23 protein-coding genes and 1 pseudogene are annotated in these 20,614 nt (G+C 41.0%); 12 read left to right on the forward strand and 12 right to left on the reverse strand.

The window, feature by feature from the left end; genetic code table 11:
• Window positions 1–365 precede the first annotated feature (365 nt).
• Window positions 366–1,373, reverse strand: coding sequence for a tRNA dihydrouridine synthase DusB (dusB, locus tag ACE1AQ_RS03110; protein ID WP_110544762.1), 1,008 nt, complete (start codon window positions 1,371–1,373; stop codon window positions 366–368).
• A gap of 199 nt (window positions 1,374–1,572) precedes the next feature.
• Here dusB and ACE1AQ_RS03115 point away from each other — a divergent pair, with 199 nt between their 5' ends.
• The gene (locus ACE1AQ_RS03115) at window positions 1,573–3,147 is read left to right on the forward strand and encodes a glucose-6-phosphate isomerase (RefSeq protein ID WP_110544744.1); all 1,575 of its coding nucleotides are present in this window, start codon (window positions 1,573–1,575) and stop codon (window positions 3,145–3,147) included.
• A gap of 209 nt (window positions 3,148–3,356) precedes the next feature.
• The gene (locus ACE1AQ_RS03120) at window positions 3,357–4,571 is read left to right on the forward strand and encodes an ABC transporter permease (RefSeq protein ID WP_008203405.1); all 1,215 of its coding nucleotides are present in this window, start codon (window positions 3,357–3,359) and stop codon (window positions 4,569–4,571) included.
• 5 nt (window positions 4,572–4,576) lie between these two features.
• Here the strand turns inward: ACE1AQ_RS03120 and hisD are convergent, their stop codons facing one another.
• On the reverse strand, window positions 4,577–5,833 hold the full coding sequence (gene hisD, locus ACE1AQ_RS03125) for a histidinol dehydrogenase (protein WP_008203407.1): 1,257 nt from the start codon (window positions 5,831–5,833) through the stop codon (window positions 4,577–4,579).
• A 346-nt stretch (window positions 5,834–6,179) separates the two neighbouring features.
• On the opposite strand from hisD, the gene accC reads away from it, so the two are divergent.
• From accC to ACE1AQ_RS03140, 3 genes are read left to right on the forward strand one after another with little or no spacing between them, the layout of a single operon-like run.
• Entirely contained in the window at window positions 6,180–7,526 is a 1,347-nt protein-coding gene (gene accC, locus ACE1AQ_RS03130; RefSeq protein WP_008203409.1) for an acetyl-CoA carboxylase biotin carboxylase subunit, read from the forward strand.
• 43 nt (window positions 7,527–7,569) lie between these two features.
• Window positions 7,570–8,139, forward strand: a complete 570-nt coding sequence (locus ACE1AQ_RS03135; RefSeq protein ID WP_110544742.1) for a Uma2 family endonuclease — start codon at window positions 7,570–7,572, stop codon at window positions 8,137–8,139.
• Window positions 8,140–8,165: 26 nt separating this feature from the next.
• Window positions 8,166–8,741 (forward strand): Uma2 family endonuclease, encoded by a 576-nt coding sequence (locus tag ACE1AQ_RS03140; protein WP_110544740.1) that lies wholly within the window; start codon window positions 8,166–8,168, stop codon window positions 8,739–8,741.
• 76 nt (window positions 8,742–8,817) lie between these two features.
• Here ACE1AQ_RS03140 and ACE1AQ_RS03145 read toward each other — a convergent pair whose 3' ends face one another.
• Together ACE1AQ_RS03145 and ACE1AQ_RS03150 are read right to left on the reverse strand one after the other, a co-directional pair.
• Window positions 8,818–9,285, reverse strand: a complete 468-nt coding sequence (locus tag ACE1AQ_RS03145; RefSeq protein ID WP_110544738.1) for a DUF29 domain-containing protein — start codon at window positions 9,283–9,285, stop codon at window positions 8,818–8,820.
• A 99-nt stretch (window positions 9,286–9,384) separates the two neighbouring features.
• Complete coding sequence (locus ACE1AQ_RS03150; protein WP_110544736.1) at window positions 9,385–9,984, reverse strand: Uma2 family endonuclease; 600 nt, start codon at window positions 9,982–9,984, stop codon at window positions 9,385–9,387.
• A 191-nt stretch (window positions 9,985–10,175) separates the two neighbouring features.
• Here ACE1AQ_RS03150 and ACE1AQ_RS03155 point away from each other — a divergent pair, with 191 nt between their 5' ends.
• Window positions 10,176–11,771 (forward strand): Hsp70 family protein, encoded by a 1,596-nt coding sequence (locus tag ACE1AQ_RS03155; protein ID WP_008203421.1) that lies wholly within the window; start codon window positions 10,176–10,178, stop codon window positions 11,769–11,771.
• A gap of 83 nt (window positions 11,772–11,854) precedes the next feature.
• On the opposite strand, the gene ACE1AQ_RS03160 is transcribed toward ACE1AQ_RS03155, so the two are convergent.
• Window positions 11,855–11,986: a hypothetical protein gene (locus ACE1AQ_RS03160; protein WP_002757361.1), complete on the reverse strand. Its 132-nt coding sequence runs from the start codon at window positions 11,984–11,986 to the stop codon at window positions 11,855–11,857.
• A 196-nt stretch (window positions 11,987–12,182) separates the two neighbouring features.
• Window positions 12,183–13,436: a competence/damage-inducible protein A gene (locus ACE1AQ_RS03165; RefSeq protein ID WP_374807836.1), complete on the reverse strand. Its 1,254-nt coding sequence runs from the start codon at window positions 13,434–13,436 to the stop codon at window positions 12,183–12,185.
• A gap of 361 nt (window positions 13,437–13,797) precedes the next feature.
• Between ACE1AQ_RS03165 and ACE1AQ_RS03170 the strand changes: the two genes are divergently transcribed.
• Window positions 13,798–15,354 carry an AAA-like domain-containing protein gene (locus tag ACE1AQ_RS03170; RefSeq protein WP_374807838.1) on the forward strand — a complete coding sequence of 519 codons (1,557 nt, stop codon included), beginning with the start codon at window positions 13,798–13,800 and terminating at the stop codon, window positions 15,352–15,354.
• A 124-nt stretch (window positions 15,355–15,478) separates the two neighbouring features.
• Here ACE1AQ_RS03170 and ACE1AQ_RS03175 read toward each other — a convergent pair whose 3' ends face one another.
• From ACE1AQ_RS03175 to ACE1AQ_RS03185, 3 genes are all read right to left on the reverse strand, one after another.
• A complete protein-coding gene (locus tag ACE1AQ_RS03175; protein WP_002734303.1) occupies window positions 15,479–15,763 on the reverse strand; it encodes a type II toxin-antitoxin system RelE/ParE family toxin in 285 nt (94 codons plus the stop codon).
• Complete coding sequence (locus ACE1AQ_RS03180) at window positions 15,738–15,965, reverse strand: hypothetical protein (protein ID WP_002734104.1); 228 nt, start codon at window positions 15,963–15,965, stop codon at window positions 15,738–15,740. Before ACE1AQ_RS03180 ends, ACE1AQ_RS03175 begins: the two co-directional genes overlap by 26 nt.
• A 336-nt stretch (window positions 15,966–16,301) precedes the next feature.
• Entirely contained in the window at window positions 16,302–16,730 is a 429-nt protein-coding gene (locus ACE1AQ_RS03185; RefSeq protein ID WP_008203433.1) for a GUN4 domain-containing protein, read from the reverse strand.
• 214 nt (window positions 16,731–16,944) lie between these two features.
• On the opposite strand from ACE1AQ_RS03185, the gene ACE1AQ_RS03190 reads away from it, so the two are divergent.
• The 3 genes from ACE1AQ_RS03190 to ACE1AQ_RS03200 are packed head-to-tail and all read left to right on the forward strand — an operon-like array spanning window position 16,945 to window position 17,582.
• Window positions 16,945–17,103, forward strand: a complete 159-nt coding sequence (locus ACE1AQ_RS03190; protein ID WP_008203435.1) for a hypothetical protein — start codon at window positions 16,945–16,947, stop codon at window positions 17,101–17,103.
• Window positions 17,104–17,149: 46 nt separating this feature from the next.
• Window positions 17,150–17,377: a hypothetical protein gene (locus ACE1AQ_RS03195; protein WP_374807842.1), complete on the forward strand. Its 228-nt coding sequence runs from the start codon at window positions 17,150–17,152 to the stop codon at window positions 17,375–17,377.
• Window positions 17,358–17,582, forward strand: a complete 225-nt coding sequence (locus ACE1AQ_RS03200) for a hypothetical protein (RefSeq protein ID WP_002742047.1) — start codon at window positions 17,358–17,360, stop codon at window positions 17,580–17,582. Before ACE1AQ_RS03195 ends, ACE1AQ_RS03200 begins: the two co-directional genes overlap by 20 nt.
• Before the next feature lie 230 nt (window positions 17,583–17,812).
• On the opposite strand, the gene ACE1AQ_RS03205 is transcribed toward ACE1AQ_RS03200, so the two are convergent.
• Window positions 17,813–18,205: a type II toxin-antitoxin system death-on-curing family toxin gene (locus ACE1AQ_RS03205; protein WP_002802172.1), complete on the reverse strand. Its 393-nt coding sequence runs from the start codon at window positions 18,203–18,205 to the stop codon at window positions 17,813–17,815.
• The gene (locus ACE1AQ_RS03210; RefSeq protein WP_002751127.1) at window positions 18,202–18,426 is read right to left on the reverse strand and encodes an AbrB/MazE/SpoVT family DNA-binding domain-containing protein; all 225 of its coding nucleotides are present in this window, start codon (window positions 18,424–18,426) and stop codon (window positions 18,202–18,204) included. The genes ACE1AQ_RS03205 and ACE1AQ_RS03210 overlap by 4 nt, the downstream gene beginning before the upstream one ends.
• Before the next feature lie 69 nt (window positions 18,427–18,495).
• Between ACE1AQ_RS03210 and ACE1AQ_RS03215 the strand changes: the two genes are divergently transcribed.
• Complete coding sequence (locus ACE1AQ_RS03215) at window positions 18,496–18,780, forward strand: hypothetical protein (RefSeq protein ID WP_016515349.1); 285 nt, start codon at window positions 18,496–18,498, stop codon at window positions 18,778–18,780.
• A 70-nt stretch (window positions 18,781–18,850) separates the two neighbouring features.
• On the forward strand, window positions 18,851–20,407 hold the full coding sequence (locus ACE1AQ_RS03220) for an AAA-like domain-containing protein (RefSeq protein WP_374807844.1): 1,557 nt from the start codon (window positions 18,851–18,853) through the stop codon (window positions 20,405–20,407).
• A gap of 64 nt (window positions 20,408–20,471) precedes the next feature.
• On the opposite strand, the pseudogene ACE1AQ_RS03225 reads toward ACE1AQ_RS03220, so the two are convergent.
• Window positions 20,472–20,614, reverse strand: a pseudogene (locus ACE1AQ_RS03225) (IS630 family transposase); the annotation flags it as partial.

The following is a 20,614-nucleotide window of genomic DNA, read 5'->3' on the forward strand; positions in this document are numbered from 1 at the left end:
CTAGGTTCTGTGTGATAAGTTTAATTGACATAGGATCGATCGATCTTTGTGTCCTTTGTGTCTTTGTGGTTCGTTCCACCCCCTCGCTCTTGAGAAATGTATCTTAGAATACATTTTACCCACCAAAGCTGGGAGAGCCGGCACGATAACTCTGGGAGTTTAGCAAATGTCTAACGAAACTGTAACTTATTTCCTTGAAACGGTCTTGACAACCGAGAGTTAGACTAATCATAAGTACCTAAGCAAAATTAATTACACATATCTAAACACCTCTTGCCTCTTGCCTCTTGCCTATCTTCACTAGGAAATTAATTTTGCACGACTACTTATCATCCAAAGTTTAGGATAACGGGTCAGTTCAACCGTTATCTGTAAATATTCTCGTTTTCAAGGTTTAATTGGGCAATAGCTCCATCAATTAAATCACAGCCCTCCCCCAGGGATTCGATGCGCGAAAACCGCTCGCGCCAAAGTGCCGCACCGGTAAAATCCTGACAATACCAAGCCAGATGTTTCCGCGCTTGCCAAATACCGCGTTGTCCCTTATATAGCCATAGCCCCTGTAAATGCTCTTTAGCTAGGCTTAACAGGTCAATAGAGGTGGGTTTCGGCCAATTTTTGCCTGTTTTGAGGTAATAATCGATTTCCCCCACCAAATAGGGATAACCGAGGGTTCCCCGCGAACACATCACCCCATCGGCCCGGGTAAATTCCAAACAATTAATCGCCGCTTCCACAGAAACAATATCACCATTAGCAATGACAGGAATTGATAAAACCTCCTTCACCCGTTTAATCCATTGCCAATCGGCCGGCCCGTGATAACCCTGTTCCCTAGTGCGTGCGTGCAGGGTCAACATTTGCGCTCCCGCATCTTCTAAACGACGGGCAAAATCGATAATATTAATCTCCTGAGCGTTCCATCCCAAGCGAGTTTTCACCGTTACTGGCACCGATACCGCTCCCACCACTTCCCTAACAATTTGCTCGGCAATTTCTGGCTGTCGTAAAAGCGAAGAACCGCCGCCTTTTTTAGTAATTTTATTAACAGGACAACCCATATTAATATCGATGGTCATCGCTCCTTCTTTAACCGCTTTTTTCGCCGCCACAGCCATAAAATCGGGACGGCAATCAAATAACTGCATACTAATTGGTTGTTCTTTGTCCCCGATAACCATCAATTGCGGTAACTCTTGCAGCTGGGAGATTTCTGTTGCATTAACCATCTCCGTATAGAGCATCGAATCAGGAGCAAAGCGTCTCACCAGGCGCCGAAAAACTAAATCGGTGACACCGGATAAAGGTGATTGCAAGACGCGGCTATGCACTTCTAAGTTACCGATTTTGAGAGGGGATGAGTAGATAGCCATAGGAAAGGTTAAAAAATCAACAGCCAACACCAGCAAACCGAACAATTAGGGGATAGTTCCGTCACTGTTAGCATTTTGCCAACCCCTAATATATGGTTAACCGTCAACTTCTAGTCTAAAACTACCTGTATGATGATTGGAGAGGATAGAATCCTATCTCCCCTAAACGAGTAATTAAACAAAAATTTCGCTTTTTTTTATGGATAATCTGCAACTCTGGCAACGTTACCAAGATTGGTTATACTATCACCCTAACCTAGAACTTTATCTCGATGTCAGTCGGATTCCCTTTGATGAGGCTTTTCTCAAAGGTCTAGAAGCAAAATTTGAGCGCGCTTTCCAAGATATGGCAGCTTTAGAACAGGGTGCGATCGCCAATCCCGACGAACAGCGTATGGTCGGCCACTACTGGCTGCGCGCTCCTGAACTCGCTCCTAACCAGGAACTGCGGGACGAAATCACCGAACCAATAGCACAGATCAAAGAATTTGTCAAGAAAATTCACTCCGGAGCGATTAAGCCACCCAATCGGGCAAAATTTAGCCATATTCTCTGTGTCGGCATCGGGGGGTCTGCTTTGGGTCCCCAATTCGTCGGTTCGGCTCTATCCCCCCTTAATCCCCCCTTAGAGATTGCTTTTATTGATAATACCGACCCTAAAGGCATCGATCGCACCTTAGCCCATTTACCCCTAGCTACCACCCTGGTTATCGTCACCAGTAAATCCGGCGGCACTCCCGAAGCGAGAAACGGAATGTTAGAAGTCCGCAACGCTTACGAAAAACAAGATTTAGACTTTCCGCCACACGCGGTCGCCGTCACTATGCCTGGTAGCCAACTGGACAAATACGCCCAAGATTGGCTAACTCGTTTCCCCATGCAGGATTGGGTCGGTGGTCGTACATCAGAACTATCCGCCGTCGGTCTTCTCCCGGCCGCTTTGCAGGGTATCGACATCGATGAAATGTTAGCCGGGGCCAAAGAAATGGACATCGCCACCCGCGTCCACAACCTGAAAAAAAATCCTAGCGCCCTACTGGCTCTAGCTTGGTATCATGAGGGCAACGGCAAGGGAGAGAAAGATATGGTGATTCTGCCCTACAAAGACAGTCTCTATCTCTTTAGCCGCTATCTGCAACAATTGGTCATGGAGTCCCTCGGTAAAGAAAAAGACCTCGAGGGCAATAAGGTGTACCAAGGTATCGCCGTCTATGGTAACAAAGGTTCCACAGACCAACACGCCTACGTCCAACAATTACGCGAAGGGATTCCCAATTTCTTCGCTACTTTTATTGAAGTGTTAAAAGACCGACAAGGAGATTCCATGGAAGTGGAAACCGGCTCCACTGCCGGTGATTTTCTCTCAGGATTACTGCAAGGTACTCGACAAGCTTTATACGAAAATAGTCGTCACTCTATCACTATCACTATCCCAGAGGTTACTCCCCGTCAGGTAGGAGCTTTAATTGCCCTCTACGAACGGGCCGTTAGTTTCTATGCTAGTTTAGTTAATATTAACGCCTACCATCAACCCGGGGTAGAAGCAGGGAAAAAAGCCGCCGCTTCTATTCTGGATTTACAAAGAAAAATCGTGCAAGTTGTTCGGGAAACGGGAACTGCTCTCGACTTAGCCACTCTAGCGGCCAAAATCAGCGCTAGTGACCAAGTTGAAGCTATCTATAAAATCGTCCGTCATCTCCACGCTAATCAGCGCAGTTTAACTATTACTGGCGATTTAAGCAAACCGGAAACGATCCAAATCTCTGCACGCTAATCAGTTATCAGTTATCAGTTATCAGTTATCAGTTATCAGTTATCAGTTATCAGTTATCAGTTATCAGATGTAAGTTTTAAGTTTTAAGTTAATTAGTTATTTAGTTATTTATTTATCTTCATCTTTATCCCTGTTTACTGTTTACTTTTCACTGTTTACTGTTTACTGATCACTGTTTACTGTTTACTGATCACTGAATGTAACTAACCATGGAAATGCTCGAAAACCTGAAAATGGCTTTTTCCGCTTTGATGGGCAATAAACTGCGTAGTGGTCTGACTATGCTAGGAATTGCTATCGGTAACGCCTCCGTCATTGCCCTAGTGGGAGTGGGTGAAGGAGCGCAAAAAGTCGCCCTCGAGCAGTTTGAAGCTCTCGGTCCGAATGTTTTATTTGTTTCCACCTCCTCGCGCAATGTCCGGCGGACAATTCCTAATCCCCGGCCCCTCACCTACGAAGATGCCCAAGCGATCGCATCTCAAGTTCCCGCCATTGCCGCCATTTCTCCCGAATTGAGCGGTAAAAAAATCTTATCCTTCGGTAATAGAACCAGTAATAGCCCCCTGATTGGGGTGGGAGCCGAGTACCTAAACGTGCGTAACCGTCAACTATCTAAAGGTAGATTTATTATGGAATCTGACCTGAAACGGGATAATCGGGTGATTGTCTTGGGAGCGGAATTAGCTAAAAATCTCTTTGGTAATCGCAATCCCGTCGGCGAAAATCTTCGCATCGGCGATCTTAGTTTTCAAGTTATTGGAGTTTTACAGGCGAAAGGCTCCTTATTTGAGGCTAATCAGGACGATCGAGCCTTAATTCCCCTAACTACCATGTCTAATCAGGTTCAAGGGCGCAATTCTATCTTTGGCATTCCCCTGACTCATATTTCTGTCTTGGCTAAAAACTCCGCCCAAATTAAAGCCGCCCAGTTTCAGATTAGCAACCTGCTGCAAATGCGTCATCAGGTCAGTGACGAGAATTATGTGCAGATTTTCCCCCAAACCGCAGTCTTAGAAATGACCAAAGAGACTAACGAGAGTTTAACTAGAATGTTAGCCTCGATCGCCAGTATATCCCTTTTTGTCGGGGGAATCGGTGTCATGAATATTATGCTCGTGTCAGTCACGGAAAGAACCCAAGAAATCGGGTTAAGAAAGGCTTTAGGAGCGAAAGAAGGGGATATAAAAGGTCAATTTCTGATTGAATCGGTTATTTTAGCCACCACGGGCGGAATTATCGGGATTTTTGTCGGCATTCAAGGAATGTATCTAGCGGGAATTTTTGCCGCTCTAACCACCAGTATCTCAATCCCTGCCATAATTCTCGCTTTAGGAGTTTCCAGTGCCATCGGTCTAATTTTCGGTGTTGTTCCCGCTCATCGTGCCGCTAAATTGGATCCAATCGTTGCTTTGAGAAGATTATAGTTTTTCTAGGTCTTGTCCTGACCTCGGTATTCTATACCAGCATCCGTTGCCGTAAATCCCTCCGCTTGCGCTAATATTTGCAGATTATGGGCTATGGAGGCGAAAGAATCGGCGGGATATTCGATCAAAGTGGCGGAATCGAGAAAAGTTTCCACTCCCACGGGACAACCCAAATAATCAGCCACCGCTTTTGGGGTAGTAGAACCGAGGAGAATAGTTCCCGATTGTCTCAAAGAAGATAGCTTTTGCCAAGGCTCATCGATCATCAAAGATAAATGGGTAGGAGCAAAAAGATTCGATAATTCGATCGCTTTCTCCAATGACTCCACCACCACGATTAAACCATAATGAGCGATCGCTTTTTCCGTCAACAATCTCTGGGGATGTACCTGTAACTGTTTTTGCACTTCTTCCTGTACTATTAGGGCTAAAGCCTTATCCGTCGTCAATAAAATCGCAGCCGCTAGGGAATACTGTTCCGCTTGCGCTAATAGGTCTAGGGCCAACTGTCTGGGATTAGCTTGACTATCGGCAATAATAACCAAATCAGAAGTAATAGAGAGATAATCGATTTTTACATGGTCAGAAACCAGTTTTTTAGCCAAATTAGTGTAAAAATCACCTATTCCTGCAATCATCTCCACGGGGGCGATCGTTTTTGTGCCGTAGGCTAAAGCGGCGATCGCCTGTGGTCCAGCCACCCGATAAATCTCACTAATACCCACCGATTGGGCCGCCACTAAAATCGCCGGATGGATGCGTAAATCCTCATCGGCAGGAGATACCATGACAATGCGTTTAACCCCCGCTATTTTGGCTGGAATCGCCTGTTGGAGCAATAAACTGAGATAGGCCCGTTTACCATCGGGAACAACAATTCCCACACTGTTAATCGGTTGATAACGTTTCCCCCGAACCGTACCATCCTCAGGAAACTGGACCCAAGCTTTGGGAAGACGCTGACGGTGAAAAGCCTCCATTTTTGCACAGGCAACAGCGATCGCATTTAATAAATCCTGGGACACCTGTTGATAAGCGGCATCCAGTTCCGAGCCACTCACCTTAAGTTGTTGTAGATTAAGGGACTGTTGGTAGAATTTTTCTGTGTAATCCACCAACGAGCGATCGCCAGTAAGTCGCACCTGATCGACAATCTCTCGGACAAGCGATTCTTTTTCCCGAATTTCCGGATCGTCGAACCGTTCCCGAATTCGTCTCAGTTCCGTTCTGGCTGACCATGGCTCTGTGATAATTCGCAACATCGAGCTATTATCCTCTAGGGGCGAAACGAGATTAAAAAGTTTTCACTCCTCACACTCTAGCTTATCGCTTTCAATCTTGGCCGGGGAGGGAGACGAAGTCGGTTAATTTAGCCGTCGGTAGGTAGGAGTCAGGAGTCAGGAGATAGGAGTCGGGAGTCAGGAGTCAGGAGATAGGAGATAGCAGATTATTTTATTTATTCTCCCCACACCCCACACCCCAATTCATAATTCATAATTCATAATTCATAATTTATAATTACCCACTTCCCGATTTCCCCAAGGTAACAAAACCAGATATTCTACTAAATAGTCGCCTATCACACCAGCCTGATCTCGTGGTCGTCCAATGCAGTTTGCCAAGATATTAATCGCCAATCGCGGGGAAATCGCCTTAAGAATCCTTCATAGTTGCGAAGAATTGGGTATTAGAACCGTTGCCGTCCACTCTACCATCGATCGCCATGCCCTTCATGTTCAATTGGCCGATGAGAGTGTTTGTATTGGTCCGCCTCCGAGCAGCAAAAGTTACCTAAATATCCCTAATATCATCTCGGCTGCCCTAACACGCAACGCCACGGCCATCCATCCCGGTTACGGTTTTTTGGCAGAAAACGCCCGCTTTGCCGAAATTTGTGCCGATCATCAGTTAACTTTTATCGGTCCGTCTCCCAGTGCTATTCTGGCTATGGGGGATAAATCTACCGCTAAAAAAACCATGCAAAAAGCGGGAGTTCCCACTATCCCCGGCAGTGGTGGTTTAATTACCTCAGAAGCGGAAGCAAAACGTATCGCTGATGACATCGGTTATCCTGTCCTGATTAAAGCCACCGCCGGCGGTGGAGGGCGTGGGATGCGTCTTGTCAAGAGTGCAGATGAACTAGGTAATATGTTAAAAGCCGCCCAAGGGGAAGCAGAAGCGGCTTTTGGCAATTCGGGAGTATATCTAGAAAAATTTATCGAATGTCCCCGACATATCGAGTTTCAGATTTTGGCCGATAGTCACGGTAACGTGATCCATTTAGGAGAAAGAGACTGTTCGATTCAGCGACGACACCAAAAACTGCTAGAAGAGGCCCCCAGTCCTTTTTTAACGCCGCATTTACGCTCAAAAATGGGTAATGCCGCCGTTAAAGCCGCTAAATCGATTAATTACGTCGGGGTGGGAACCGTGGAATTTTTAGTGGATAAACACGGTAATTTTTACTTCATGGAAATGAACACCCGTATTCAGGTGGAACACCCCGTCACGGAGATGATCACGGGGATAGACCTGATCCGAGAACAAATTCTGGTGGCACAGGGCGAAAAACTGCAAATTAAGCAAGATCAGGTGATATTTAGAGGACATTCGATCGAGTGTCGCATTAATGCCGAGGATCCCGATCACAATTTTCGCCCTCACCCCGGCAAAATTAGCGCTTATCTGCCTCCCGGCGGTCCTGGTGTCCGCATGGATTCCCACGTTTACACCGATTACGAAATCCCCCCCTATTACGATTCCCTAATTGGGAAATTAATTGTCTGGGGAGAAAATCGCGAAACTGCGATTAAACGCATGAAACGGGCCCTGCGGGAATGTGCGATCACGGGAGTACCGACGACTATTGATTTCCATCGTAAAATATTGGAAACTCCCGCCTTTTTAGCTGGAGATGTTTACACTAATTTCATCCAGGAACATCTCTTGCCCTAGGGTGTTACCATAAATGTTAGGCGAGAGTAGGCTGGGGATAATAATGACAGTAGAAATTAAATTTGAATCTTGGCAACTCAGCGATGAACAGTTCTTTCAACTTTGTCAGGATAACCGAGATTTGCGCTTGGAACGCAGCGCAAAAGGAGATTTAATTATTATGCCACCAACGGGGGGAAAAACCAGCAATTCTAACGCTGGAATCACTGCCCAATTATGGTTATGGAATAACCTAAATAAATTAGGTGTAGTTTTTGATTCCTCCACGGGATTTAAACTACCGAATGGAGCCGATCGCTCTCCCGATGCTGCTTGGATACCTTTAGAAAAATGGCAAGCTTTAACCCCGCAACAAAAGGAAAGATTTTTACCTCTATCTCCCGATTTTGTCATTGAATTAATGTCTCCTAGTGACAACATAGAAACTGCTAGGAAAAAAATGCAGGAATATTTAGATAATGGGAGTCGTTTAGGTTGGTTAATCAATAGAAAAACTAGAGAAGTAGAAATTTATCGTCAAGGACAGGCAGTAGAAATTTTAACTAATCCAGAGAGTTTATCGGGGGAAAGTATTTTATCTCAATTTGTCTTAGAACTTGATAGTATTTGGTAATTCTATAATCCTATAAAAGAGAATCTATGATGACAGTAGTAGAAATTAAATTTGAATCTTGGCAACTGAGCGATGAACAGTTTTTTCAACTTTGTCAGGATAACCGAGATTTACGTTTGGAACGCAACCCAAAAGGAGATTTAATTATTATGCCACCGACGGGAGGAAAAACGGGCAATAGTAACGGTAGAATCACCCAACAATTATTTAATTGGTCAGATAACAATGGTAAGGGTATCGCTTTTGATTCCTCCACAGGATTTAAACTACCCAATGGAGCCGAGCGCTCTCCCGATGCTGCTTGGATACCTTTAGATAAATGGCAAGCTTTAACCCCACAACAAAAGGAAAGGTTTTTACCTCTATCTCCCGATTTTGTCATTGAATTAATGTCTCCTAATGACAACATAGAAACTACTAGGAAAAAAATGCAGGAATATTTAGATAATGGGACTCGTTTGGGTTGGTTAATCAATAGAAAAACTAGAGAAGTAGAAATTTATCGTCAAGAACAGGCAGTAGAAATTTTAACCGATCCAGAGAGTTTATCGGGGGAAAATATGCTGCCAGAATTTAGTTTAAATCTTACTTTGATTTGGTAAATCAGAGGTAGTGATTGCCGTTTAAAGCTTGGCTTTGTTAGGCATTGTATTCATCGATAAAATACCGAATTCATTTTTAAGGAAGATAGTCATAATCAAGGATTTCTGCAAGGGTGAAGGGTGATTCAATCGGGAATAAATCAGCATCAAGTTGATACTTTCTGAAAGTATCTTCTCTGGCTGCTAGGTAACAATCTATCCAGATTTCAGGAATCAATCTTCTCAGACTTGGACTCTCTTTTAATAAGCGTTGAACTTGTCTGCGTTGTTCAACAATTGTGCTGCGCCACCCTTGAGCATTTGCTTCCTTTTCAGTTAGCCAGTAAGTCAATTTAAGCAGATGTTCGGCAATGACGGTTAAGCGACTTTCTAGTTCTCGTTTTTCACTCCTTCCCATCGTTTCAATTTCTTCGATCAAATTTTCTAAGTCTAATTTTTCAAAACGATGTTCTTTGAGTAAATTAGCGGTTTCTTGTAACCATCGGTAGAAATCTTCTTGATAAAGACTTTTACCTGACGAGACTAACGACTTTTCGATGCTCATTTGATGATGACCTAGAAAAAAGAATTCTTAGATAATTTAAAAGCGACTCCCCGATCTCAAAAAGATTGGCAGAATATCACAGGATTACTCCTGAAAACATCAGAACTTTAAATTTAAGCTAAAATTGGGTAAAACATCTTCACCCGACAAATCAGTGGGATTTTCTAAGATCTCCACTTCCTTTCCTTGATGATAAATTTCAACTTGCCGATTCTGGGGATCGATTAACCAGCCTAACCTTGCCCCATTTTCCCTATATTCGAGCAGTTTTTTCTGTAATTTATCAAGACTATCCGATTCAGACCGCAATTCGACCACAAAATCGGGGCAGAGGGGAATAAATCCTTTTTTCTGCTTAGGGGTTAAAGATTCCCAGCGTTCTCGACTCACCCAAGATAGATCGGGAGAACGAATCGCCCCATTTGGTAGTATAAATCCAGTGGAAGAGTCAAACCCGACTCCTAAAGCTTCATTTTCTTCGCACCAGCAAAACAATTGTCCTGTTATACGAAAATTACGCTGTCCTGATTCGCCACCTGTCGGGGGATTCACGATTAATTCTCCTTGGGCTGTACGTTCTAATTTTAAGTCCCGGTTGACCTCCGCAAGGGCTTCAAACTGTTCAAGGGTGATAGAGAGAGCGATCGCGCTAGGAATTTCTAAGGAGAGGGTTTCGGGTGAGGTAGTAACTGCTAACATAATCCTTTGATCAGGTGGAACTCATATATACTATTAAAGATTATTTGTCAAGTTTCTGCACAGAATTCTTGAGCTTGCGCTGAACAAATTCCCGATTTTTTGGGGAAACTTCCACCTCGATCGGGCGGGTTCAATAAATAACAGGTTATAATAGCGAATAATTAACTAAATTTACCTAAAAACCATCGATCGTGTTCTACGCTATTGATTTCGGAACCAGTAATACCGTCATTACTCGTTGGAATGGGGCGACAAATAGGGCCGAAACCGTGAAATTATCGGAGTTATCCCAACAAATAGCCGACAATCCGCCCCTAATTCCCAGTTTACTCTATATTAAATCAGCCAATCCCCTGCAAGTAATTGCTGGTCAAGCAGTGCGCGATCAGGGTTTAGATATCGATCGAGATCCGCGTTTTTTTCGTCGCTTTAAACGAGGTATCGGCGCAAAAATTCAAGGATTTTTACCAGAATTAGAGGAAACTGTCCTCAGTTTCGAGGGGGTTGGCCAATGGTTTCTCGATAGCATCATCGACCACTTAAAAAACACCGCCCTGGAAACCCCCCAATCGCTAGTTTTAACCGTTCCCGTCGATAGTTTTGAAAGTTACCGCAATTGGTTAAGTAATGTTTGTCAGGGTTGGGAAATCGAACAAATTCGCCTAATTGATGAACCCACGGCCGCCGCTTTGGGTTATGGAACCACGGGTGATCAGGTGATTTTAGTGGTAGATTTTGGCGGTGGCACCCTCGATCTTTCTTTGGTACAATTAGATTTAGATAATCCTCAAAAAAATCAAGGTTTTATTCTCAAGTGGGGAGAAAAACTTTTAGGCAATAATTCCGCCCAAAAAACTAAAATAGCGAGAGTTTTAGCCAAGGCAGGGACAAATTTAGGTGGGTCAGATATAGACGATTGGATTGTCGATTATTTTGCCCAAAAGCAATCTTTAGCGAAAACTTCCCTAACTACTCGTCTAGCAGAAAGATTAAAAATTAAACTTTCTTCCCAATTAACCGCCGAGGAAGTATATTTTGATGAGGAAAATTTCGAGAGTTACGAGTTAAGCTTAGATCGAGAACAATTGACCGATATTCTCCAACAACAAAACTTTTTTAATCAATTAGATGATTTAATGACGGGAGTTTTGCAACAGGGAAGACGCAATGGAATTGAAGTTAGCGATATCGATGCGGTGTTATTAGTTGGGGGAACCGTACAAATTCCGGCGGTAAAAGATTGGGTGCGACAGTATTTTGATAGTAGTAAAATTAAAGAGGATCGACCCTTTGAAGCGATCGCTTTGGGAGCGTTACAATTAGCCCAAGGTTATCAAGTCAAAGATTTTCTTTATCATAGCTACGGGATTCGTTACTGGAATCGTCGCAAAAATGCCCACGCTTGGCATCCGATTATTAACTCCGGACAACCCTATCCCATGGAAAAACCCGTGGAATTAGTACTAGGTGCTTCCGTGGACAATCAACCCAGCATTGAGTTAATTATCGGCGAATTAGGCCCAGAAAGGGGGGCAATGGAGGTCTATTTTGATGGTGATAAATTAATTACTCGTTCCCTGGGTAGTGGAGAAACTAGCGTTCAACCCTTAAATGATCGCGAGGGGGCCTGTTCGATCGCTAAACTCGATCCTTTAGGTTTCCCCGGCAAAGATCGCATTAAAGTGCAGTTCTGGATTGATGATCAGTGTTTCCTGCGGATTAATGTGGAAGATTTACTCAGTCAAGAATTGTTACTAAATAATCAAATTGTCACCAAATTAAGCTAGGCTTGGCTTCAGGCAAAAATCAAGTGCAGACTCATAGTAAGTTTGCACTGATATTATCGCAATATTCTGTTTTACCGGTGGCCTTATCGACTGTGATCGCGCACGGGGATCGGGATTAATTCGGGTTCGGGTTCGGGTTCCGGACCAAAAACACTCTCGATCAGTTTGCGCGCCCATTCTCTCAACTTGTCTATCACTTCATCTAAATAGTCCATTGACCAAATGGCTCCTTTGAGATACTAGCTATGAGTTTTCGTCGATTGATCCCCGCAACAGCTTGATTCTAGAGAATTTTAACTGATTTTCATCGTTTGGCTGTTAAATCTGACGAGCGGGGGAATCTATATCTTGTATTTATATTAAGCTTAACATAACTTTTTAGTCTGAGTATATATTCTTGGCAATTCTTTTTTAAGATATTGTTAATAAATTCCTGCGTAGACGATCGAGGGCGGTATAAGCACTAATCTGGCGAATGGTCGAGCGATCTCGATTTTCTCCGAAACGATGCTCTGATACGGTGACATTTCGCCGAGGATCGGCTAAACCGATATAAACTAGGCCCACGGGTTTTGTCTCGCTGCCACCTCCCGGTCCGGCAATACCCGTGATACTGATCCCCCAATCCGTAGCGAGGCGTTTTCGCACCCCTAGTGCCATCTGTTGGGCAACAATGGCACTGACAGCCCCGACATTATTTAAATCCCGCTCATTTACGTCTAAGAGGGCAACTTTTACCCGATTATCGTAGGAAATAACCCCACCCCAAAAATAATCGGAACTGCCGGCGATTTGGGTGATAATTTCCCCTAATCCTCCTCCGGTACAGGATTCTGCCACACTCAAAGTTTGTTTTTGTCGCCGCAACAGTTCCCCCACTACCGAGGGTAAAGTATCATCATCGGCCCCAAAATAATCTAATCCGGCGATTTCCTTAATTTCCGTCGCTACCGGTTCAATTACCTGCAAAGCAGCCTCTAAAGAAGGGGCTTTCGTCGCAATTCGTAAACGCACTTCGCCTAAACCAGCATAGGGGGCAACGGTGGGATTAGTCAGATTAAATAAATGGGCTACTTTTTCCGCTAAAGCTGACTCACCAATACCGCGAAATTTGAGAGAACGACTATAAATCCTCTCTTTGCCCCATCCTTGACTTTTTAGGTAAGGAATCGCCGTTTCTACCCACATTCTCTTCATTTCTGAGGGTACTCCGGGGAAAGTGAGAATAGTTACGTTAGTCTCTGGTTGCCAGATCATGCCGGGGGCGGTTCCCGTCGGATTTGGCAAAAAATCGGCTCCCACAGGTATTAAAGCCTGTTTACTGTTACTAGGAGGCATTTCTCGCCCTAAACTCGTAAATTTAGCCTCGATTTCTGCTAAAATCTCTTTATCTTCTCTAAGGGGCGTTTGGAAAAAATCGGCGATTGTTTCTGTGGTTAAATCGTCGGGAGTAGGTCCCAGTCCCCCGGTAAAAATTAAAATTGAGGAACGTTCTCGAGCAATAGCGATCGCTTTTTTCAGTCTTTCTACATTATCCCCCACCACCGTTTGATAATAATGGGGAATGCCTAATTTTGCCAATTCTAGGGCTAAATATTGGGCGTTAGTATTAACTATATCCCCTAATAATAATTCCGTTCCTACACAAATAATTTCAGCGGCCATAATTTTTAGCAATTAGCTTAAGATTTTCAATTTTGATCATTAACTGATCTCCTGTCACCATCGTTCGATCGGGTTTCGGTAACGATGGTACTGGAAGTTAACCCTACCAGTGCGCTCCAGTATTATACCAGTAAGCTATCAACAATCAAAGTCTTGTATATTAAATGCCACTTTTAATAACCAGATTTAGTATCACTACCCATTAGCAAACGTAAAATCAGCCTACCATTCCTCTACATAACAATAATTGATCATAATCAAGCATAACAAGGTATTGCCGATCATCACCTCTTCCTTCCTGCCATGACAAACCCCACCAAAATCATCTAAAATTAAAATGTCCACTAAATAATAAAATTCTATGACTCGCTGGTTTAATATTGCCGGTCCCTGTAAAGACGATATCCACTATATGCTCTCTCCCACAGTCAGATTACCAGATTTAGAGGAGCTAATTCAACAACGTAGTTACTTTGTCCTACACGCACCACGACAAACGGGGAAAACCACCGCAATGTTAGCCCTAGCAAAACAACTTACTGCTACAGGAAATTATGCCGCAGTCATGGTATCAGTGGAAGTAGGAAGTGCATTTAATCATGATCCTACTGCCGCAGAATTGGCAATTTTAGGGGCATGGTATAATACAATAAATATTCGTTTACCTAAAGAATTGCAACCACCTGTAAAAGAATGGCAACAGGAAGAAGCAGGAAGCAGAATCAAGGCTTTTTTATCAGATTGGGCAAAAGCTATCAATCGTCCCATAGTATTATTTATAGATGAAATTGACTCTTTACAAGACCAAACATTAATATCAGTTTTACGACAGTTAAGAGATGGTTTTCCTAACCGTCCTGAAAATTTTCCCTCGTCAGTAGGATTAATTGGTTTACGAGATGTGAGAGATTATAAAGTAGCATCGGGAGGTAGTGATAGATTAAATACATCCAGTCCTTTTAATATAAAAGTTGCTTCTCTGACTATGCGAAATTTTAATCTTGCAGAAGTGGGAGAATTATATCGACAACATACAGCAGCAACTGGACAAATTTTCACACCAGAAGCAATAGAAACAGCGTTTGATTTAACCCAAGGACAACCTTGGCTAGTCAATGCTTTAGCTAAAGAAATTGTAGAAAAAATGGTGAAAGATAGAAGTATTCCTATTACTAAAGAACACATTTTACAAGCAAAAGAAATATTAATTGCTCGTCAAGATACTCATTTAGATAGTTTAGCGGAAAGGTTAAGAGAACCAAGAATTAAAGCCATTATTGAACCGATGTTAGCCGGTTTAGAATTAGGAAATATCCCTAATGATGATATTCAATTTGTGATTGATTTAGGATTATGTAAAATGCACCCCTACGGAGGTTTAACTATTGCTAATCCCATTTATCGGGAAGTGTTACCCAGAGTTTTAACAGTCACACCAATGGCTTCTTTACCAATGATTGCACCGACTTGGTTAACACCGGAAGGGGAGTTAAATCTAGATGCTTTATTAACAGCATTTCTCAAATTTTGGCGACAGCACGGAGAACCGTTATTAGGTAGCACTGGCTATCATGAAATCGCTCCACATATTGTATTAATGGCTTTTTTACATCGTGTGGTGAATGGTGGGGGAGTTTTAGAAAGGGAATATGCCATTGGTAGCGACAGAATGGATTTATGTTTACAGTATAAAGATGTAACTTTAGGGATTGAATTGAAAGTATGGCGGGATAAAAAACGCAATCCGCAAGCTGATGGAATTGAACAATTAGAATCTTATTTAGGGCGTTTAGGGTTAGATTTTGGTTGGTTATTTATTTTTGATAGGCGTAAAAATGCCTTACCAATGGAAGAAAGGTTATCCACTGAGGTGGTGGTGACAGAAAATCAATATAGAATTACTGTGATTAGAGCTTGAGTCTTTTAAATGAAGTATTGTTGGAAACAATGCTTTTTTCAAAGATATTTAACGGTGAATTTATAAGGTACGTTGCATTTAATTAACACACCCTACAGGATTGGCTGCTTAATTTTTATTTCAGCTATTCATAAACTTTACTTCTATGGGCGATAAAAATTATCGTTACCAGTTTTAAATCATCATTAATTTCATAAATAACTCTATAGTCACCTACTCGATAACGATAATAACCTGATAACTCACCTTTGAGAGATTTTATATTAGGATGATTACGAGGATTAATTTTTAAACGTTCAAAACATCTATCTAACTTTTTTTGTAAAGTAGCAGAAGCAGATTCAAAAAACTCCCCTGCATCAATACTAATAACAACAGTATAATTAATATTTTCGTTTAAGTTTGTCAACAGTAATCACCTTTCCTTGTTTTACATTTTCTCTAGCATGATCAAAATTTTCTTTAAATCCTACAATCTCTAATAACTCTTGAGTAGCATCATCTTCTCTTGTTGCCAAATATGCTAAAAAATCAACTGCTACAAGTAATTTTTCTGGTGACAGTTGTTCAACATATTTTTGGATTTGTTCACGAAGTTCTAACGTATTCATAGATTATTTTGGTTATTTACCCAATTTGATTATATCTGATTCTGATAAAATTTAGATCCCCGACTTCTGTTATTAATCTTCTGATGTAATAGATAATTTGTAGGGTGTGTTAGCGACAGCGTAACGCACCTCATATTTGCTCAATAATTTATTTTATTATGTTTTTAAAAATCTCATTTAATAATAATGGTGCGTTACGTCGCGTATTTAATTTATTTGTACATTTTATAATCTTTTTGCGCTCCTAACGCACCCTACGAACTGTAATCTTTACAGGTTACAATCTACAAGTCTCGACGCGAGAGAAGACGCAAACGAAAAATCATTCCTAAAAAACTAAAAACCCCAACAATCACATGGGAGTTGGCCTTTAGGTGCTTTCATCTCAAAAGTAATATCAATGTAAGACAACCAGCTTCCTCCTTCTCTCCATCCTACCTTGTCCCCGAACTTTTCCCAGATTTCTCGGTTATATTCTCTCGTTCCCCCTAAACCCTGATAAATGCGTTTCTGAACAGAAAACCCAAATCTACCATTACTGTATTTTACCCACAATTGGTCAATGGTGCGGAGGTCTGCACAGGGAAAATTATCAATGTGTTCATTATCTAACCAACTTTCTTCTTCGAGGTTTGCAACCGCTAACATTACCCTTGCTGTTTCCTCATCCGCTTCTTTCCATTTCCCAGCTTTGAGTAAGTCACGGAGTTTGCTGTAGTCCATTCCTGCATCTGATTTTAATTCTACCTCTCGCTGTAAGCTCATAGTGATATTCCTGTAGATTAATTTTTAGAAAATATACTAGAGACATCCTAACATAGGTTACACTCCACAAGTCTTGATGCGAAAGAGCGGAAAAATCACCATTTTATATTTAGGACTTACGCAAGATGTGACTGAAAACCTTATTCTTGCGTAGGGGTAATTCATGAATTACCCCTACTTTCGTTCCCTTTTGCGTAAGTCCTAAAAAAATATCATGCAAGCATACAAACTCAAAGGAAAAATTGATCAATCTGGTAACTTGCTGATTACCGAACCCCTGAATTTACCCCCTGGAAACGTGGAAATTGTAGTTTGGGCAGCCACAGATACCCTTGATCATACCACAACTCCAACCAGTGAACTTATAGATTAAAATAGAATTACCAAAGCTAGAATTTACCTAATTAGGAGGTTCCATGATGACTTTACAGGAAATTATTAATTCTATCGAAAATTTACCCACAGAAGATCGAGAGTATTTATTTGACTTTCTACAAAAACAACGAATTAATCAAAAACGAACTGAAATTTTAACTAATGCAGAAGAACTAAAACAGGCTTTTAAAAATGGTACAGCAAAGAGAGGAAATGTTGATGATTTGATTGCTGATTTACTAGGAGATGATGATGGAAGTTGTTTGGAGTAGTGGATTTAAAAGGTCTTTCAAGAAGATTACAAAGAAAAATCCAGAATTAAAAAATCAAATTATTAATGTATTAAGGATTTTGGCTGATGATCCTTTTACACCATCTTTGAATTCTCATAAATTAGGAGGTGAACTAGCAGGTTTATGGTCTTGTTCTGTTGCTTATAACTGTAGAATTATCTTTAACTTCTCCCAAGATGAGTAGTTATTAGAAATGGTTATTTTATTGATAGATATTGGCAGTCATGATGAGGTTTATTAAAATGAATTTGTTCAATATGATATCATATAAAAACAGAGTCTCATAAAAAACATCATGCAAGCATACAAACTCAAAGGAAAAATTGATCAATCTGGTAACTTAGTGATTACCAAACCCCTGAATTTACACCCCAGAAACGTGAAAATTGTAGTTTGGGCAGCCACAGATAACCTTTAATATTTAATAGAATTTTCTCGCAGCCATTCTGATATAGTTTCTTGACTTTCTTGGCCATTTGCTAGTCGTTCCATTATTAAAACAACTTCGGGTTCTGGAACATCTAACGAATATCCATTTAATTCCAGAAAGATAGCCATTACTACGAAAGCTACCCGTTTATTACCATCTATAAAAGCATGATTTTTAGCAAATCCATAACCATAAGCCGCAGCTAAATCAAATATACTGGGTGTAGGTTCACCATAAGCAAGTAAATTTTTCGGTCTATCTAAACTAGCGAAAAACAAATTGTTATCTCGCACACCCGCCAGACCACCATGCTGTATTAATTGGTCTTCATGTATGGCTTTAACAATTATTTCATCTAACCAGAAAATTCCATTCATTTCCCTAACTCATGAAGTGCATTTCTGTATTTTGTGCTGACTTTTCTGTAAGCCTCCATTGCTTTTTCAAAATCAGGATTACCAGCAGTTATAATAATACCTGTTGGTGTTTCAGTGACAAATACACTGTCTCCTTCTTGAACTTTAAGTTTTTCCAGAGCTTCTTGAGGTAATGTTATAGCCAAGGAATTTCCAACTCTACTAATTTTTAAGGTGTACATTCAGTTAATAACCTCCAATTCAGTCAATTTGAGATAATAATATAAAAACAGAGTCTCATGAAAAATATCATGCAAGCATACAAACTCAAAGGAAAAATTGATCAATCTGGTAACTTAGTAATTACCGAACCCCTGAATTTACCCCCCAGAAAAGGGGAAATTGTAGTTTGGGCAGCTACAGATACCCTTGATCATACCACAACCCTAACCACTGAATCAGCACCAGAAACACCAAAAAGACCAACTAAAATCAAGGTTTTGCAAAACTGGTTTGAGAAAACCCAACCTGCACCTCCTGATTTTGATCCAGATCAAGCTAAATGGGAATATTTAAAGGAGAAACATAACCTGTGAAAATCTTGCTTGATACCAACATAATTATAGATAGTGTAAACTTAAAGAGTTCACCCACTGCCAAAATACCATGACTCGCTGGTTTAATATTGCCGGTCCCTGTAAAGACGATATCCACTATATTTTATCTCCCACAGTACGATTACCAGATTTAGAGGAGCTAATTGAACAAGAAAGTTATTTTGTCCTTCATGCACCACGACAAACGGGGAAAACCACCGCCATGTTATCCCTAGCAAAACAACTTACCGATAGAGGAAATTATGCCGCAGTCATGGTATCAGTGGAAGTAGGAAGTGCATTTAATCATGATCCTACAGCCGCAGAATTGGCAATTTTAGGGGCATGGTATAATACAATAAATATCCGTTTACCTAAAGAATTGCAACCAGCTGCTAAACAATGGCAACAGGAAGAACCAGGAAATAGAATTAAGGCTTTTTTACAAAGTTGGGCAACATCTTTAAATCGTCCCATAGTATTATTTATAGATGAAATTGACTCTTTACAAGACCAAACATTAATATCAGTTTTACGACAGTTAAGAGATGGGTTTCCTAATCGTCCTGAAAATTTTCCGACCTCGGTAGGATTAATTGGTTTACGAGATGTGCGAGATTATAAAGTAGCATCTGGTGGTAGTGATAGATTAAAGACATCTAGTCCTTTTAATATCAAAGTTGCTTCTCTGACTATGCGAAATTTTAATCTTGCAGAAGTGGGAGAATTATATCAACAACATACAGCAGCAACCGGACAAATTTTTACACCAGAAGCAATAGAAACAGCTTATGATTTAACCCAAGGACAACCTTGGTTAGTTAATGCTTTGGCTAAAGAAGTTGTAGAAAAAATGGTAAAAGATAGAAGTATTACTATTACCAAAGAACATATTTTAACAGCCAAAGAAATATTAATTAATCGTCAGGATACTCATTTAGATAGTTTAGCGGAAAAACTCAGAGAAAAACGAGTTAAAAATATTATTGAACCAATTTTATCAGGGCAAACCTTACCCGATACTCTAGCAGATGATCGCCAATATTTAATAGATTTAGGATTATTACGACGTGATCCGATGGGGGGATTAGTTATTTCTAACCCCATATATCGTGAAGTTATTCCCCGCGTTTTAGTACAAGGAACTCAGGACAGTTTACCTTTAATTAGTCCTAGTTGGTTGACTACAACAGGTGAATTAAATATAGATGCTTTATTAACAGCATTTCTCAAGTTTTGGCGACAACAGGTCGAACCATTATTAAGTAGTGCTGCTTACCATGAAATCGCGCCACATATAGTATTAATGGCTTTTTTACATCGTGTGGTTAATGGTGGGGGAGTTTTAGAAAGGGAATATGCAATTGGTAGTGATAGAATGGATTTATGTTTACAGTATAAAGATGTAATTTTAGGGATTGAATTAAAAGTATGGCGAGATAAAAAACGCGATCCGCAAGCTGACGGAATTGAACAATTAGAATCTTATTTAGGGCGTTTGGGTTTAGATTTTGGTTGGTTATTTATCTTTGATAGGCGAAAAAATGCCTTACCAATGGAAGAAAGATTATCCACTGAAGTTGTGGTGACAGAAAATCAATATAGAATTACTGTAATTAGGGCTTGAATGTTTTGATAAGGAGTAGGTTGGCGATAAATATCTGTAACAAATAATATAGCAATTTTCTAACTTATGAGGTACAGTAGCAACAGTGAGTAAACCAATTGCGAATATCTTTTTGAGTAACTTCTAACATAGCTAATTCAATCCCTTCTATTAAGTCTTTGTAAGTTCTTGCCTTCAGTTTTCTTAATATCGCTTTGACTTTTGACC

The organism is Microcystis sp. BLCC-F209 (assembly GCF_041928595.1).
Lineage (GTDB): Bacteria > Cyanobacteriota > Cyanobacteriia > Cyanobacteriales > Microcystaceae > Microcystis.

Coding starts and splice junctions, on each gene's coding strand:
- ACE1AQ_RS03185 (WP_008203433.1), bottom strand. CDS start 16,730: ATGAGCTTACAGCGAGAGGTAGAATTAAAATCAGATGCAGGAATGGAC.
- ACE1AQ_RS03165 (WP_374807836.1), bottom strand. CDS start 13,436: ATGGCCGCTGAAATTATTTGTGTAGGAACGGAATTATTATTAGGGGAT.
- accC (WP_008203409.1), top strand. CDS start 6,180: ATGCAGTTTGCCAAGATATTAATCGCCAATCGCGGGGAAATCGCCTTA.
- dusB (WP_110544762.1), bottom strand. CDS start 1,373: ATGGCTATCTACTCATCCCCTCTCAAAATCGGTAACTTAGAAGTGCAT.
- ACE1AQ_RS03180 (WP_002734104.1), bottom strand. CDS start 15,965: ATGAATACGTTAGAACTTCGTGAACAAATCCAAAAATATGTTGAACAA.
- ACE1AQ_RS03200 (WP_002742047.1), top strand. CDS start 17,358: ATGGAAGTTGTTTGGAGTAGTGGATTTAAAAGGTCTTTCAAGAAGATT.
- ACE1AQ_RS03190 (WP_008203435.1), top strand. CDS start 16,945: ATGCAAGCATACAAACTCAAAGGAAAAATTGATCAATCTGGTAACTTG.
- ACE1AQ_RS03205 (WP_002802172.1), bottom strand. CDS start 18,205: ATGAATGGAATTTTCTGGTTAGATGAAATAATTGTTAAAGCCATACAT.
- hisD (WP_008203407.1), bottom strand. CDS start 5,833: ATGTTGCGAATTATCACAGAGCCATGGTCAGCCAGAACGGAACTGAGA.
- ACE1AQ_RS03150 (WP_110544736.1), bottom strand. CDS start 9,984: ATGTTAGCAGTTACTACCTCACCCGAAACCCTCTCCTTAGAAATTCCT.
- ACE1AQ_RS03140 (WP_110544740.1), top strand. CDS start 8,166: ATGATGACAGTAGTAGAAATTAAATTTGAATCTTGGCAACTGAGCGAT.
- ACE1AQ_RS03115 (WP_110544744.1), top strand. CDS start 1,573: ATGGATAATCTGCAACTCTGGCAACGTTACCAAGATTGGTTATACTAT.
- ACE1AQ_RS03170 (WP_374807838.1), top strand. CDS start 13,798: ATGACTCGCTGGTTTAATATTGCCGGTCCCTGTAAAGACGATATCCAC.
- ACE1AQ_RS03220 (WP_374807844.1), top strand. CDS start 18,851: ATGACTCGCTGGTTTAATATTGCCGGTCCCTGTAAAGACGATATCCAC.
- ACE1AQ_RS03195 (WP_374807842.1), top strand. CDS start 17,150: ATGACTTTACAGGAAATTATTAATTCTATCGAAAATTTACCCACAGAA.
- ACE1AQ_RS03210 (WP_002751127.1), bottom strand. CDS start 18,426: ATGTACACCTTAAAAATTAGTAGAGTTGGAAATTCCTTGGCTATAACA.
- ACE1AQ_RS03135 (WP_110544742.1), top strand. CDS start 7,570: ATGACAGTAGAAATTAAATTTGAATCTTGGCAACTCAGCGATGAACAG.
- ACE1AQ_RS03120 (WP_008203405.1), top strand. CDS start 3,357: ATGGAAATGCTCGAAAACCTGAAAATGGCTTTTTCCGCTTTGATGGGC.
- ACE1AQ_RS03145 (WP_110544738.1), bottom strand. CDS start 9,285: ATGAGCATCGAAAAGTCGTTAGTCTCGTCAGGTAAAAGTCTTTATCAA.
- ACE1AQ_RS03160 (WP_002757361.1), bottom strand. CDS start 11,986: ATGGACTATTTAGATGAAGTGATAGACAAGTTGAGAGAATGGGCGCGC.
- ACE1AQ_RS03215 (WP_016515349.1), top strand. CDS start 18,496: ATGCAAGCATACAAACTCAAAGGAAAAATTGATCAATCTGGTAACTTA.